The organism is Candidatus Enterococcus wittei, assembly GCF_002140175.1.
GTDB classification, from domain to species: domain Bacteria; phylum Bacillota; class Bacilli; order Lactobacillales; family Enterococcaceae; genus Enterococcus_B; species Enterococcus_B wittei.
Genome location: NZ_NGMO01000002.1, coordinates 390184 through 403973 on the forward strand (window position 1 = coordinate 390184; position 13790 = coordinate 403973).

Here is a 13790-nt window from a genome sequence, read left to right on the forward strand (position 1 = left end):
TTAGTTAAGATAAAGAGATTCTTATACATTAAAAAAACATCGGCAAAAATTATGTTTCCCTACGAATTTGACGGTGAAAAAAAGAAATTCATGTTTTATGATGTGTTCAACAAGCGATAGGAATTCTCTGTTTTATTGGAAAAATAAGAAGGGAAAGCACATTTCGACTATTGCTTGATTTTAATATATTTATGAAGGAGCGAAGGAATATGTTGAAGAATACTAAAGTATCAGTCAATCAAGTGTTAGGAGAAACTTATCATTTTTATGGAATGGTGAGAGAAATTAGTGTAGCGAGTAATGAAATCGTCACTATTCAACTGAATATGTTTAAAAGCACACATTCTAATCAAGGAGTATTTGAAATTAATCTGTTTAATCGGTTTGAATATGAGCGACTCTTAACGAGTATTTCCAGATATATAGAAGGAAATATCATTGACTTAAATTTCCTAATTGGTAAAGAAATTTTACTTGTATATATGGATACTTGTCGAAATGATCGTTGTTACTGTAATTTTCATGGGTTAATACTTTTGGAAGAATTAATAGATGAAGAAGGAGAAGTGAGTCGTGGATAAAAAAGAAATGGAAAATACACAAATTTTTAAGAGGTATCTAAATCCCAATAAACTACAAGAAATTGAAGAAGGCAAAGAAGGAAAGGAAGCGTTCTTTAATCTTATTGAAACTATTCCCAGAAATTTGACTGAGGAAGCGTTTAACGAGAAGGTGGCAGATCTAATAATTGAATATACAAACATTATCATGCTGAAATCGACTAACAGTATACACATGTATAATTACATCACTCATAGATGGGAATCAAAGGGAGAAATCTGGTTGCAAAGATTGGTGTATGAAGTCACAAAAAGCGTAGATGACACAAACTTATGGTATCGCGAAAGAAATACATGTGAACATATTAAAAGGAAACTCTGTATGCTTGAGACTTTCTCTGATGATTATTTAGTGTTGACAAATGGCACTTTTGATAGGCGAACTGGAGAGATTATTGAGAGTCAATCCAATCACTATGCTCATTTTTTTAGCACGGTTGTGTATGATTCTGAAAAAAAGTGCGCTCGATTTCTTCAATTTCTTAATGAGGTTTTCTATTCTGATCCATCAACAATTGCGTTTGTTCAAGAATGGTTCGGCTATGTTCTTTTGTCGAGCCATCAGGCGAATGCTTTTCTGATTGGATATGGATCGGGAGCGAACGGTAAATCTTTGTTGTTTGCTCTCTTAGCAAAGCTTGTTGGCGAATGTAATACGAGTTCTTCTGGAATTTCAGCTTTTCAAAGTCGATTTGGAATGGAAGTGATGCACAATAAGTTACTCAACTTAGCTACAGAAAGTGATGTAAATAGTTTTGAAACAGCTACTTTAAAAGCTGTTACAGCGGGAGAGCCAATCACGTTAAATCGGAAAGGCATCAAAGAAATCACTTGTATACTTCCTACTAAGTTCATTTTTTTAATGAATCATTTGCCTTTGATAACGGATTCTTCTTACGGATTTTCTCGTAGATTACTGATTCTTCCATTTCCTCGAACGTTTCGTCCAGAAGAGCAAGATCCTTTTCTACTAGAAAAAATGACACTTGAACTGTCTGGAATTTTAAACTTTGCCTTAGAAGGGGCGAAGCGATTAATTAAGAACGGATATCAATTTACTATATCTGATTTGATGCATGAGGCAAAAGAACAGTTTTTAGGATGCGTACATCCTTTGTCTTATTTTAAGGCGCATTATTTATCGAAAAATCCAACAAAAAAGATGGAGAGTAACCTCCTTTTTCAAACTTTCCAAAAAATGTTAAAGGAAAAGAATTGGTCGGCTAGACAATACGGAACGCTTCGTTCATTCAACAAAGGGTTGATTGAACTTTTTGAAGCAGAAGGCTTTGTTATTTCCACTAAAAAAAGTAATGGCAAAACCTATCTCTCTGGAATTGTCTTAAATCAGTCAATACAAGAACTGTAAGACATTAATAAGGGAGAGTGAAAAAATTGATGGAACAAGAAAATTTCAATTCTTTGGTTTTAGAATTGATGAAAGCAGAAAACGGGGATTTTTCTATTGACCTGAGCATTTTTTATGAGGATATGGGGGTGGAAAAATAATGGAAGAATTTTTATCTCAACTTGCAAAAGACATGATTTCTTATTTTCATCATGAAAAAGATCTCGAAAAGCGATCGATCGAAGACTAAATTCAATCGAAAGAAGTACAGTCAAAGTTTTTCTTTCAGTTGGTTATAGGAAATAGACAAGGGAAAGTTATTGGCTGCGATTTCAAAGCTACTGATTACTTATTTGTATGATAGCGAGCAAACCCAAACGGAAGTAAATGAAGCTTGATCTATGCTTCATTTACTTCATTCAATCAAACATGAAAGAAAGGAAAATTCTAATGACTAAAAATAAAATGACACTAAAAGCAGAGGTTCTTCTGTATATTCAAGAACATTTTTCAAATCAAGCCTTTTTTACACAACCAATTTACTTGGATTTCGAAATAAGAGGGTTATCTGCTGGATCTATTGGAGGTACTCTTCAAGCGTTGAAGAACGAAGGATATTTAGAAAACCACTTTGTGCAACGTTCGTTCAATGGAAGAGTCGTGAAAGAATGGTATTTAGTTCATTCATAGAGAGGGGAATCAAGCATGCGTGTGGCTTGTTATGATCGAACGTCTGTTTATGAAGAAGCGAAAATCAGTAATGACGCTCAATATGATGCAGTGAAAGAGTATGTTTTAGAGAAATATGAACAAATTCCTCAACGATTTTCAGACAAAGGAGAATCAGGGGGAAAAGCGGATCGTCCAGCTTTTCGACAGCTTAGAGCTTGGGTTTGTGCGTCAGAAGAAGAGGGGGTAATCTATGTCTGGCGTTATGATCGATTGGCACGTCAAGCCAAAATAGCCTTAGAATTTATTGAATTGTGCCAACAACATCAGGTTCAAGTTTATTCGATTTCTGAACCTCTTCCTGCTTCTTTCTCGCACGCGTCAACGAATAAACTATTTGTGCAATTATTGTTCACTTTTGCAGAACAACAACGAAACGTCATTATTGAAAATGTTCGTGCCGGACTTGCCTATAAAAAACAACAACGTCAATATTTGTCTTCTGCGGTTCCATATGGGTATCGTTTAGTGAATGGGAAAATCCAACAAGAAGCACACGAAGCAAAAGTTGTCCGCCATATCTTTCAACTTTATTTGACTAAAAAATATGGCTACAAAAAGCTTTGTCAACGATTGACGCAACAAAAGTTCTTCTTCCGTGAACGTCCTTTTCAGCCCTATCATATTTATAGTATTCTAAAAAATCCATTGTACTATGGCGAAATCAAAGGAGGATCTTTGGGGAAGTATCTAGGAACCTTTGAACCGATTCTCTCGAAAACAATCTTTTTACAAGCCCAAGAGATTCGCCAATCAAGGTGTACAGCTAAAAAAGATACGTATCCGTACTTATTACGTCAAAAAATTCGGTGTCCCTTCTGTGGTCGTCATCTGAGTTCGAAGTATCAATGGAATACAAAGAAGACGAAGACGCTTCATTATTATCATTGTACCGACCGAAGCTGCCAAGGAATCTTTCTTCGGGCAGAAAGGGTTGAGTCAGAAGTATTGGAAAAGATACAGGGTTTTTTTCAACACGAAGGCGTCTATCAGGCTTTGATTGCCCAATTGACGCAACAGTTAGCCGAAAAGCGAAAAGATGAAAAACACAAAGTAATCCAACAAAAGAAACAAGAAGCACAATGGCTCAAGGCATTTGAAGAAGGCAATTGTTCACTGGAAGAACTCAAGCAACAGCTGCAAGCTCTTCAAAAGCCGAGGTCTACTTCTTCGTTTCTTTCACTCCAACAGTGTGAAGCAAAAGTGAAAGAATGGCTTCAACTAAAAGACCTCTCTAGTCGACAATTGTTATGTGACCATGTTTGTCGGATCGAGGTAACAAAGGAAAAAACAGTCTGTGGGATTTACTTCCGACAACTGACACAAAATATTTTAGAAGGGAACGAATGATCTATGGAAACGACACCAACCAAACGAGTCGCATTGTATATTCGAGTGAGTACCCAAGAACAAGCATTAGAAGGACATAGTATTCAAGCACAAGAACAAAATGGACGACAGTTTGCCGAACGGATGGGCTATGAAGTGGTAGAAGTTTATGCCGATGAAGGGATTAGTGGGAAATCCACAAAAAATCGGTTCGCCTATCAACGAATGATGAGCGATGCTCGAAACCATCGTTTTGATCTACTAGTGATTTGGAAATTGACCCGTCTCGGACGCAATATGTTAGATGTCTTACAAACCGTCGAGGAACTATTGCGATATGATGTGGGGTTACATTCGATCTCGGAACAATTTGACGTGACCACTTCGACAGGTAAACTGATGTTACAACTCCTTGGGAGTTTCGGTGAATTTGAACGCAACCAAATTGCGGAGAATGTTCAGATGTCAATGCAAAGCTTAGTGAAAGATAAAAAGCGTTATGCAGGTGGACGACGTTTAGGCTATGTCAGTGGTATTGACACGAATGGTCAAAAACAATTGGTCATTGAACCAGAAGAGGCGAAAATTGTTCGTCTGATCTATGCAAAATATTTAGGTGGAGCAGGGTATCGAGCGATTGCCAATTTTTTGAATCGTCAAGGATATCAAACAGTCAAAAAGAATGCTTTTTCTACTACGGCAGTCAAAGATATCTTACGCAATAAAATTTATGCAGGGTATTTAGAATATGCGCGCTATATCAATTGGGAAACCAAACGACGGAAAGGAAAAAATCCGAAACCGATTTTAGTGAAAGGAACCCATGAACCGATTATTTCGGAAGAAGATTATCAAAAAGTACAAGAACGTCTTGCTTTAGAAGGAAAACAACCCAAATGGAACCATACAGGTGAAAATGTATTGACAGGCTTGTTACGTTGTCCAGAATGTGGGGCACCGATGGCAGCGAGTAATGTCACAAATACCCTAAAAGATGGCACAAAGAAACGGATTCGATATTATTCTTGTTCAGTCTTTCGGAATAAAGGAGCAAGTGTGTGTCATGCCAATTCGATTCGTGCCGAGCAAGCGGAAACATTTGTCGCCGACCGATTAAAGGAGATCGTTCAGCTACCAGAAGTTCTTCCCCGATTGGTGGCAGCGTTAAATGAAGAAATAGTGCGACAAAGCCAACCATTGGAACAAGAACTCGTGGTGTTACTGGAACGAAAGGAAGAATTGAAGACTAAAATTGAAAAATGGGAAGTTGCTTTGGAAGATAGTCCTGAATTGTTTCCGATGTTAAAAAACCGATTAGACGAATTGACTGAAAAACGACGACAGTTGCACATTCGAGAAAATGAAATCTTAGGGATCTTTCAACAAGGAGAGCCGATTCAAGTCAAAGATGTCCAACAGATATTGACTAGTTTGGATCGTTTTCTTGCCCATAGTGAGAAGAAGCAAGTCAAAGCCTTGTATCGTACTTTTATTGAGAAAATAACCTTTGATCCTAACCATAAGGAGATGTTGGAAATTACGATGAAATTCACGCCTGCCGTGGTACAACAATTGAATGAGCAATACCAAATAGCCGTATCCAAAACAAAGGATACGGCTATTTTTGTGTTAAAAACACCCTTTACGTTAACGATCTAGTCTAGGTTATATCAAACAACGTTAGAGGGGCGCTAACGCTTCTCTAGCGATTTGAAATCGTTAGAGAAGTAGTTAGGGAGGTCCTTATCATAAATAGGGATATTTACCCGTGGTGCTAGTTAATTTTTTCCTAGAGGAAAATGTCTAAACATGTTGGTAAATCAACAAAAAAACGCATATAGTAGTCTCAAATTTTATGAAAAGATGTTATAATTAACTAAAAAATAATAGGGAGAAAACACATGTACTCAAAGAATTGGAAAAAAAAGTTAGTGATGGGTGTTATGGTAGGGTCTATTTTTGTTTTTGCAGGTTGTTCAGCTTCGACAGACAAAAGTAAAACGGCTACTTCAGAAACAAAAACTGCTGAAGTAGTAAAAAGTAAAATGAAACAAATAGAAAAAAATGTAGAGAAAATTTTAGCCGAAAAAGATAAAGATACAAAACTGTCGGAGTACAAAAAATTTGTTACTGAATCCAGTGCTTACTCTAAGTCAGATAAAACGGAGAAAAAAATTACTAATACCTATACAGAATCTATTAAGAAGATCAAAACAAATTTTAAAGAACAAGACGATAAAGACTTAAAAGAGAATACACTAGATAATCTTGAAGAAGCAACTGAAAATGATCTTTCTCAAAAAGTAAATACATTAGATGAACTCAAAAAATGGGTACAAAAAGAGAGTACTGATGTATATAGCCAAGCGGAAGTAGATTCATTAATCAAAAAAATTGACGATACAATTACCACATATAAAAACCAACTAGAGAAAATAAAAATTGATAATCAGGAGGCTACATCAACAGAGACTACAACAGAAAGTAGTGAGGTAGCTACTTTACAAGAAAATGTTTCCGAAGAACCACAAGTGGTCTACACGAATTTATTAAATTCTATTGAAGAAGCAGCTCAATATCTGGGACAAAAACTTCCACAATCGGGCGGTTCAGATGCATTTGAAAATGGGCAACAAAATTCTGATGGCTCGTTTACTTTTCATTATCAACTACATGGAGGTCCAGAAGGTATCACTTGGAATATCATTACAGTGAATAATAATGGTGAGATTATCCAAGATGATTATTTCAAAACTGTACCCAATGAAGCAACAAACAATAATGTCTCTACACTTAGTCAAGCAGCTATTTCAGAGTTAGAAGCTGCTCAACTTGCAATAGCTAAACACAATGAGTTAGGTAGACCTAATGCAACTGATGCCGGAAGAGAAACTACAGCAGACGGATATTATTTTTATTATATGGCCGATGGAACTGATCAGATGTATAAATATTTTGTAAGTAATTCTGGTCAAGTTCAAGCAGAATAACATTGAGTTATAATGATATTATCAGATGAACTGTATCATAAATTTTTAACGTGAAATGTTTGTAATATCAATTGGAAAAATTGGAGAATGGTATATGGATTTACTAAAAGATAATAACTGTTATTTTTTAGTAAATTCATACTATTTAGAAACGCCGTTTGTATAATTAAGCGAGACAAATAAAAAAGCCATTTATGTTACACTCAAATTGTAATACCCGCTAAAGCATACAAGGAGAGTGAACATAAATGACTTATACCCATCTTACACCAAACGAGCTTGTAATGATAGAAGCATATTTTCATCAAGAAACTCCGGTTGCTATCGTTGCGAAGCAGCTTAAACGTGGACGCCAAACAATTTACAATGTCTATACCTTTCTCAAATGTGGTGGAACAGCACTTGAATACTTTGAACAATACAAAGAAAATAAGCGACGTTGCGGGAGAACCGAAATCATTTTTCCTGCTGAGGAAAAAGAATACATTGCAAAAAGATCAACTGAAGGTTGGACCCCAGACGTCATTATTGGCCGTGCAGAGCGAACCTTCTCTTGTTCAGTAAGTACCCTCTATCGCCGGTTTAAAACGGGAGAATTCAATGTTTTACATTTACCGATGCAAGGAAAACGAAAACCAAATGGTTATAAGGAAAAACGTGGAAAACAGGCATTCAAAAGAAATATTTCTGAACGTAAAAAAGATTATGTCGTTTTCGAAGAAGAATTTGGACATTTAGAGGGTGATACGATTGTCGGCATCCACCATAAAAGTGCCGTCATCACACTCGTTGAGCGACTTTCAAAAGCCATTATCGCCTTGAAACCAGAAGGCCGTAAGGCAGTTGATATTGAAAATTCGATTAATGAATGGCTTCAATCCGTACCCAAAAATCTTTTCAAATCAATTACCTTTGATTGTGGAAAAGAATTCTCTAATTGGAAAAGTATTAGTAATACGAATGATATTGATATTTATTTCGCAGACCCAGGAACGCCTTCCCAACGGGGATTAAATGAACATTCAAACGGACTCCTCCCAAAAGATGGACTACCAAAAGAAATGGACTTCAACCAAGTCAATCAAGGATTCATCTCATCCGTTGCGTCCAAAAGAAACCATATCCCTAGAAAATCACTAAATTACCAAACACCATTAGAAGTTTTTTTGAGTTACGTAAATGGAAAGTTTTGTCTCGCTTAATTTGACAAATAATATAAAATAAAAACAGGAAGAATTTATCTGTTTCTTCCTGTACCTCATTACTTAAAACGTTGTTTTTCCACCTCGTTTGACAGCAGTCGGTTGAATGATACTCAATCCCTCCAGTAGCCAACGAAGTTGTTGGTTACTTAACTGCATGATTTCTTCTGACTTACGCGGCCACCTTAGTTTTCCATCATTAAATCTTTTATACAATAAAATAAATCCATCACCATCCCAATAGAGTGCTTTGAAACGATCAGCTTTTCCACCACAAAATAAGAATATTGCATCATCATACAAGTCCAAATTGTACTCATATTGAATGATACTAGCTAATCCATCAATACTTTTTCGCATATCTGTTTTTCCACATACAATAAAGATATTTTTTACTCTAGTAAAATCAACGAGCATACTATAATTTCTCCAAAATCATTTGTGTTAGTTGTGGGGAGACTCCTTGGAATAGACGTACCTCGGTTCCTGATGAAGTCTTGATATGTGCCCATAGTTTTTGAGAGTTCTTTTTATGCAGAGCATCAACTTTTTGGTTTTTTTCATTGTCAGTAAGCTTTACAGGTACAATTTGCGATTGAAACATGTAAAAACCTCCTTTAAATTTTTGGTAGCTTAATACTACCTAAATTCAAAGGAGGAGGAAAGACCGCTAAGCTATCTAACGCTTACATTGCATTTACCAATTATTTATGATTAAGCTGATTAAAATGAGCAAGCCAACGCCTTAATTGACTTGTCTAAATTGTTGTTTATCTTCCATAGGGTAAACAAACAATTTAGTAGATTCCAGATCAACTTTTGACATAGAAACCTTTGAGATTTGGTTGTTGGTATAGGTTTTATAGTAATAATCACCAGTAGCAGTATTTCCGCAAGAAGAATACATAGTGATATCATGAGTATTTCGATCAGAAGTAGTACAGCCCTGAACAAAAGCGACTGAATCTAAAATGTGGAAGAATTGTGTAACATTGGCTACATCATCTTGAGGACAAACTGAATGTTCTTTAACAAAGGTGGCTTTAACTAATCTAGATGCTGGTGACCAATCACCAGGTAAACCAATTGCACCAAAACCTTCGCCAAAAGGTTTTGCATCCCAATCAGGAGAATAAGAATTGTGAGGTTGTTTGCTACTTAAATGACGATAATTGTGTAAATTCATTAAATGATAATCAAAACTAGGACTATTAGTTAAAACGCCAACAGGATTATCATAAATGACGGTTTTTCCGTCAATAATTTCAACGACAATCGCTTCGTCTTTGTCGGCGATGAGCCAATGTAAAGTAGTGTTCGGTACATTAGGCTTAAAAGGAATATCAACCATATTTAAATTTTTAAGGGCAGCTTTAGTTTCCTTAACAGTTGAGAATTGTGCTAACACCCAAGGCACTAATTCATAAGGAGGAAGATTAAGGGCACCTTCTTTGATTTCATCAGCATATTTAGAAAACTGTGGGAAATTCAAATTTGCAATGCCTAAGCCTTTTTCGTTAATCGCATCGGCATAAAGTGGATAATTATCTAATACCATAGCTACGCCGATAAAAGCATAGTGTGATTTTTGTGAAGGTTCATTTTTATAGGTGATTTCATAGTTTCTAGGTGTAATAACGATTTCTTCGCCAAAATGGTAATCTAAATCTAAATTTCGTCCAAAGTAAAAATCTCCGTTAACATATCTTAATCCAGTACACATGAATATGATGCACTCCTTTCAAAAAAATTATGCATTAAGCAGTTTGATCGGCAAATTTATGTTTTTGAATATCGGTAATGAAGAATAATAAACCAGAAAATCCGATAAGTACATAACATAAAATGCTAATCCAAGCTGCAGTAAAGCCAAAGGTATCAACAAAGAAACCAAATACAATATTTCCTAAAGCAAAGCCAACTGCAAAAAAGATACTAAATACACCTAGTATTTGACTGGTGTCTTTCATACCGAAGAGTGTTTGCATCATTACAGCCGGTGCACTCATATAAGAGTAAACATTAAAACCATAAAGGACGGCCCAAGCAAATGCAGAAATGACTTTAATGCTAGGAATAAAAATACTAGCAATTAGCAAGATAACGGTAACTAGTTGTAAAATAAAGGCTAAAAACATGGCGTTGCGTACACCAATTTTTGAGAATAAGAAACCTCCGCCAACATTTCCAACCAAACAAGCAATGGCAAACGTAGAGCCAATCGTACCAATTAAGGTAGTATTGATATGAATAGAAGCGAAAAAGTTTGCATATTGACTGGAAAGAGCAGAAATAGCTAATCCTATAATTAAATAAAAACAAGATAATGCCCAAAAACTTTTTTGTTGGGTAGTTTTTTTATAGCCGATACCGGTTTGAGTATTAGCAGGATGGGTACCTTGGGGAACAGATTGATTTGTAGAGATTTTTGAGTCTTTAGAAGAATCAGTTGATTGTTTGGCAGCACTAGATTCGATCGGTTGTTTGTTAGGATGGATTAAAAACACACCGACAAGTACCCCAACAACCAAGGAAGCCAATGCACACATGAAATAGACTCTATGCAATTCATAATGATTGAGTAGGTTGGTTACGATAGGTTGTAAAAAGAAATTCCCGATAGAACCACCTGCAAAGGCAATTCCTAGTGCGCTAGCTTTAGATTTTTCATCAAACCAAGTAGCGATTAAAAACGGTACCCCTAAACCTGAAAACGTAACAGTTCCTATTTGAGTAATTGAATTTGCTAATAAAAACATCCATAATTTGGTTGAAACTGCGTTTAACATAACTCCACAAGCAGACAAAATTAATCCACCTAACATTATTAGCTTGACTGGAAATTTACTATACATTTTACCAGCCATTGGTGAAATTAATGATGCTGCTAAAGCGCCAATCATAAAAATATAGCCAACACTTTGGACACTAAAATGATATTCTTTCTCTAAATAGTGAATGAATAATGGAGGGATGTTTTGTGCAATGCCATAAGGAATGGCTTGTAATAGCATACAAGCAAAAATAATTAAATGTTTACTACCTTTAGACACATTTGTCATAAATTATCACCTCAATATTTATTTATAAAACATTGATCTCTTAAAAATGATAACAGCCCTCCTTTTTTGTGAATATTTTATTTTTAGAGAATAAAAAATAAAATGATTTATTCAATAATTAAGAGAATCAATGAGATATCAAAAAATAGATAAAAATTGGATAAATGGGGCTTTCTTATAGAAAGCGAAGATGTATAAATAATATAATAGAAGACTGATTGAAGTCAATCAGTCTTCTATTATATTATACAGCCAAATAAAAAAAAGATAAAGTCCGTATAATTGTGTAAAAGTAAAAAGGCCATATAACAGTCCTTTTACGGTACAATGTTTTTAACGACAAAAACATACCCAGGAGGACTTTTACATGACCCAAGTACATTTTACACTGAAAAGCGAAGAGATTCAAAGCATTATTGAATATTCTGTAAAGGATGACGTTTCTAAAAATATTTTAACAACGGTATTTAATCAACTAATGGAAAATCAACGAACAGAATATATTCAAGCAAAAGAATATGAACGAACAGAAAACCGACAAAGTCAACGAAATGGCTATTATGAGCGCAGCTTTACGACACGTGTAGGCACGCTAGAATTAAAAGTACCCAGAACACGTGATGGCCATTTTTCACCCACAGTGTTTGAACGTTATCAACGAAACGAAAAAGCCCTCATGGCTTCAATGTTGGAAATGTATGTATCAGGCGTTTCAACTCGTAAAGTATCAACAATTGTGGAAGAACTTTGTGGTAAATCCGTCTCTAAGTCCTTCGTTTCTAGCTTAACAGAACAGCTAGAACCTATGGTTAACGAGTGGCAGAATCGTTTATTATCAGAAAAAAATTATCCTTACTTAATGACCGATGTACTCTATATAAAAGTACGAGAAGAAAATCGAGTACTCTCAAAAAGCTGTCATATAGCGATTGGAATAACCAAAGATGGCGACCGTGAAATTATCGGCTTCATGATTCAAAGTGGCGAAAGCGAAGAGACCTGGACAACATTTTTTGAATACCTAAAAGAACGCGGTTTACAAGGTACGGAACTCGTTATTTCTGATGCGCACAAAGGATTAGTCTCTGCCATTAGAAAATCCTTCACCAACGTAAGTTGGCAAAGATGCCAAGTTCACTTCCTAAGAAATATCTTTACCACCATTCCTAAAAAAAATTCAAGATCTTTCAGAGAAGCTGTTAAAGGAATTTTTAAGTTCACAGATATTAACTTAGCGCGTGAGGCTAAAAATCGATTGATTCATGATTATATCGATCAACCAAAATATTCAAAAGCTTGCGCATCATTGGATGATGGATTCGAAGACGCCTTTCAATATACCGTACAAGGAAATTCCCACAATCGACTAAAGAGTACCAATCTAATTGAACGACTGAATCAAGAAGTACGCAGAAGAGAAAAGATTATTCGCATCTTCCCCAATCAAACATCAGCCAATCGCTTAATTGGAGCCGTTCTTATGGACCTGCATGATGAATGGATTTATTCTTCAAGAAAATACATCAATTTTGATAAGTAGAAATGGTAAAAACATTGTATAGCATTTTACACAGGAGTCTGGACTTGACTCCAAAGTTTTCCTCATTCCAAAAGAAAAGCACAGAATACACAAAGAAGCGTTTTTATTTGTATAAACTATATCAAAGTTCTATACTTAAATTATCAAATAAAAAGGACGTGAAGATAAATGTCAAATTTAGAAAACAAAGAAGAAAAAGTTGTAAACAAAATTGTTTCTGTTGTCAATAAACTGGATAAAGAGTTAGACGAACTTAATACGTTATCTGAAAATCCAGAAAAAAAACATAACCTAAAAAAATGGTTAGTTGAACGAAAGGCTATTCATGAAATTAAAAAAATTCTTCATGAAGCTGATAAATATGAAAAATATGATGAAAAAGAACTTGATAAAGAATTTAAAGAAATCAATGACTTATTACTCTGATCTATTAAACGACTCATTATGAGTCGTTTTTTTATACAAAGAAACTATCTGGAGGTAATCCAAATATAAATATTGATTGTAGTACAAAAAAGAAGCGTCCGAAGACGCTTCGCTGTTTAAATGCGTAAAAAGATTGGGAAATTGATTCATCAGCTATTACGACTATTATTATAATCTCATCCTATAAAAAATCAATACTAAAAAACTATTCTTTCGAGTAGCTCTGAACAGATGTCATCATAACTTATGAAGGAAATAGACATAAGATTGTGTATAAAAAAATAACCACCCGAAGGTGGCTGAAGAAAGCTTTTATTTACATAAATACTCTTCTAAATAATTTTAACACAGAACTAACTTAATTACTATATGTACCCTGTAGGACTCAACCTACGACCGGATGGTTATGAGCCGTCTGCTCTAACCAATTGAGCTAAAGGTACGAGAAGCCATCACAACTACTGCAAACAAAAAGAATGGACATAGACTAGATAATAATGGTTTTCATTCTTTGTTGTGATGGCACATTAATTATTACACATTT

13 protein-coding genes and 1 tRNA gene are annotated in these 13790 nt (G+C 35.2%); 9 read left to right on the forward strand and 5 right to left on the reverse strand.

What is annotated here, in order from left to right; all coding sequences use genetic code 11:
* The first annotated feature begins 209 nt into the window (after positions 1-209).
* The 7 genes from A5844_RS06095 (at position 210) to A5844_RS06125 (ending at position 8218) form a co-directional block, all read left to right on the forward strand.
* Positions 210-581, forward strand: a complete 372-nt coding sequence (locus A5844_RS06095; protein ID WP_002328107.1) for a hypothetical protein — start codon at positions 210-212, stop codon at positions 579-581.
* Positions 574-1989: a DNA primase family protein gene (locus A5844_RS06100; protein WP_086284360.1), complete on the forward strand. Its 1416-nt coding sequence runs from the start codon at positions 574-576 to the stop codon at positions 1987-1989. Before A5844_RS06095 ends, A5844_RS06100 begins: the two co-directional genes overlap by 8 nt.
* Positions 1990-2418: 429 nt before the next feature.
* Positions 2419-2658: a hypothetical protein gene (locus tag A5844_RS06105; RefSeq protein ID WP_086284361.1), complete on the forward strand. Its 240-nt coding sequence runs from the start codon at positions 2419-2421 to the stop codon at positions 2656-2658.
* A gap of 15 nt (positions 2659-2673) precedes the next feature.
* Complete coding sequence (locus A5844_RS06110) at positions 2674-4047, forward strand: recombinase family protein (RefSeq protein WP_086284362.1); 1374 nt, start codon at positions 2674-2676, stop codon at positions 4045-4047.
* Between the two features lie 3 nt (positions 4048-4050).
* On the forward strand, positions 4051-5685 hold the full coding sequence (locus A5844_RS06115) for a recombinase family protein (RefSeq protein WP_086284363.1): 1635 nt from the start codon (positions 4051-4053) through the stop codon (positions 5683-5685).
* 242 nt (positions 5686-5927) lie between these two features.
* Entirely contained in the window at positions 5928-7016 is a 1089-nt protein-coding gene (locus tag A5844_RS06120; RefSeq protein ID WP_002286103.1) for a hypothetical protein, read from the forward strand.
* Between the two features lie 248 nt (positions 7017-7264).
* Complete coding sequence (locus A5844_RS06125) at positions 7265-8218, forward strand: IS30 family transposase (RefSeq protein ID WP_086284364.1); 954 nt, start codon at positions 7265-7267, stop codon at positions 8216-8218.
* Positions 8219-8281: 63 nt separating this feature from the next.
* On the opposite strand, the gene tnpB is transcribed toward A5844_RS06125, so the two are convergent.
* From tnpB to A5844_RS06145, 4 genes are all read right to left on the reverse strand, one after another.
* On the reverse strand, positions 8282-8635 hold the full coding sequence (gene tnpB, locus A5844_RS06130; RefSeq protein ID WP_002324504.1) for an IS66 family insertion sequence element accessory protein TnpB: 354 nt from the start codon (positions 8633-8635) through the stop codon (positions 8282-8284).
* Position 8636: 1 nt separating this feature from the next.
* On the reverse strand, positions 8637-8822 hold the full coding sequence (locus A5844_RS06135) for a hypothetical protein (RefSeq protein WP_002324505.1): 186 nt from the start codon (positions 8820-8822) through the stop codon (positions 8637-8639).
* A 141-nt stretch (positions 8823-8963) separates the two neighbouring features.
* A complete protein-coding gene (gene bsh / locus A5844_RS06140; RefSeq protein ID WP_002326152.1) occupies positions 8964-9941 on the reverse strand; it encodes a choloylglycine hydrolase in 978 nt (325 codons plus the stop codon).
* A 34-nt stretch (positions 9942-9975) separates the two neighbouring features.
* Positions 9976-11280 carry a conjugated bile salt MFS transporter gene (locus tag A5844_RS06145; protein WP_002343763.1) on the reverse strand — a complete coding sequence of 435 codons (1305 nt, stop codon included), beginning with the start codon at positions 11278-11280 and terminating at the stop codon, positions 9976-9978.
* 367 nt (positions 11281-11647) lie between these two features.
* On the opposite strand from A5844_RS06145, the gene A5844_RS06150 reads away from it, so the two are divergent.
* Positions 11648-12820 carry an IS256-like element IS256 family transposase gene (locus tag A5844_RS06150; RefSeq protein WP_002334076.1) on the forward strand — a complete coding sequence of 391 codons (1173 nt, stop codon included), beginning with the start codon at positions 11648-11650 and terminating at the stop codon, positions 12818-12820.
* Positions 12821-12988: 168 nt separating this feature from the next.
* A complete protein-coding gene (locus tag A5844_RS06155) occupies positions 12989-13246 on the forward strand; it encodes a hypothetical protein (RefSeq protein ID WP_002324509.1) in 258 nt (85 codons plus the stop codon).
* Positions 13247-13616: 370 nt separating this feature from the next.
* Here the strand turns inward: A5844_RS06155 and A5844_RS06160 are convergent.
* Positions 13617-13689 (reverse strand) — tRNA-Ile (locus A5844_RS06160).
* Positions 13690-13790 lie beyond the last annotated feature (101 nt).

Bases quoted from the DNA above. Each gene is read 5' to 3' on its own strand.
- A5844_RS06145 (WP_002343763.1), bottom strand. From the start codon at position 11,280: ATGACAAATGTGTCTAAAGGTAGTAAACATTTAATTATTTTTGCTTGT.
- tnpB (WP_002324504.1), bottom strand. From the start codon at position 8,635: ATGCTCGTTGATTTTACTAGAGTAAAAAATATCTTTATTGTATGTGGA.
- A5844_RS06120 (WP_002286103.1), top strand. From the start codon at position 5,928: ATGTACTCAAAGAATTGGAAAAAAAAGTTAGTGATGGGTGTTATGGTA.
- A5844_RS06125 (WP_086284364.1), top strand. From the start codon at position 7,265: ATGACTTATACCCATCTTACACCAAACGAGCTTGTAATGATAGAAGCA.
- bsh (WP_002326152.1), bottom strand. From the start codon at position 9,941: ATGTGTACTGGATTAAGATATGTTAACGGAGATTTTTACTTTGGACGA.
- A5844_RS06105 (WP_086284361.1), top strand. From the start codon at position 2,419: ATGACTAAAAATAAAATGACACTAAAAGCAGAGGTTCTTCTGTATATT.
- A5844_RS06135 (WP_002324505.1), bottom strand. From the start codon at position 8,822: ATGTTTCAATCGCAAATTGTACCTGTAAAGCTTACTGACAATGAAAAA.
- A5844_RS06155 (WP_002324509.1), top strand. From the start codon at position 12,989: ATGTCAAATTTAGAAAACAAAGAAGAAAAAGTTGTAAACAAAATTGTT.
- A5844_RS06110 (WP_086284362.1), top strand. From the start codon at position 2,674: ATGCGTGTGGCTTGTTATGATCGAACGTCTGTTTATGAAGAAGCGAAA.
- A5844_RS06095 (WP_002328107.1), top strand. From the start codon at position 210: ATGTTGAAGAATACTAAAGTATCAGTCAATCAAGTGTTAGGAGAAACT.
- A5844_RS06115 (WP_086284363.1), top strand. From the start codon at position 4,051: ATGGAAACGACACCAACCAAACGAGTCGCATTGTATATTCGAGTGAGT.
- A5844_RS06150 (WP_002334076.1), top strand. From the start codon at position 11,648: ATGACCCAAGTACATTTTACACTGAAAAGCGAAGAGATTCAAAGCATT.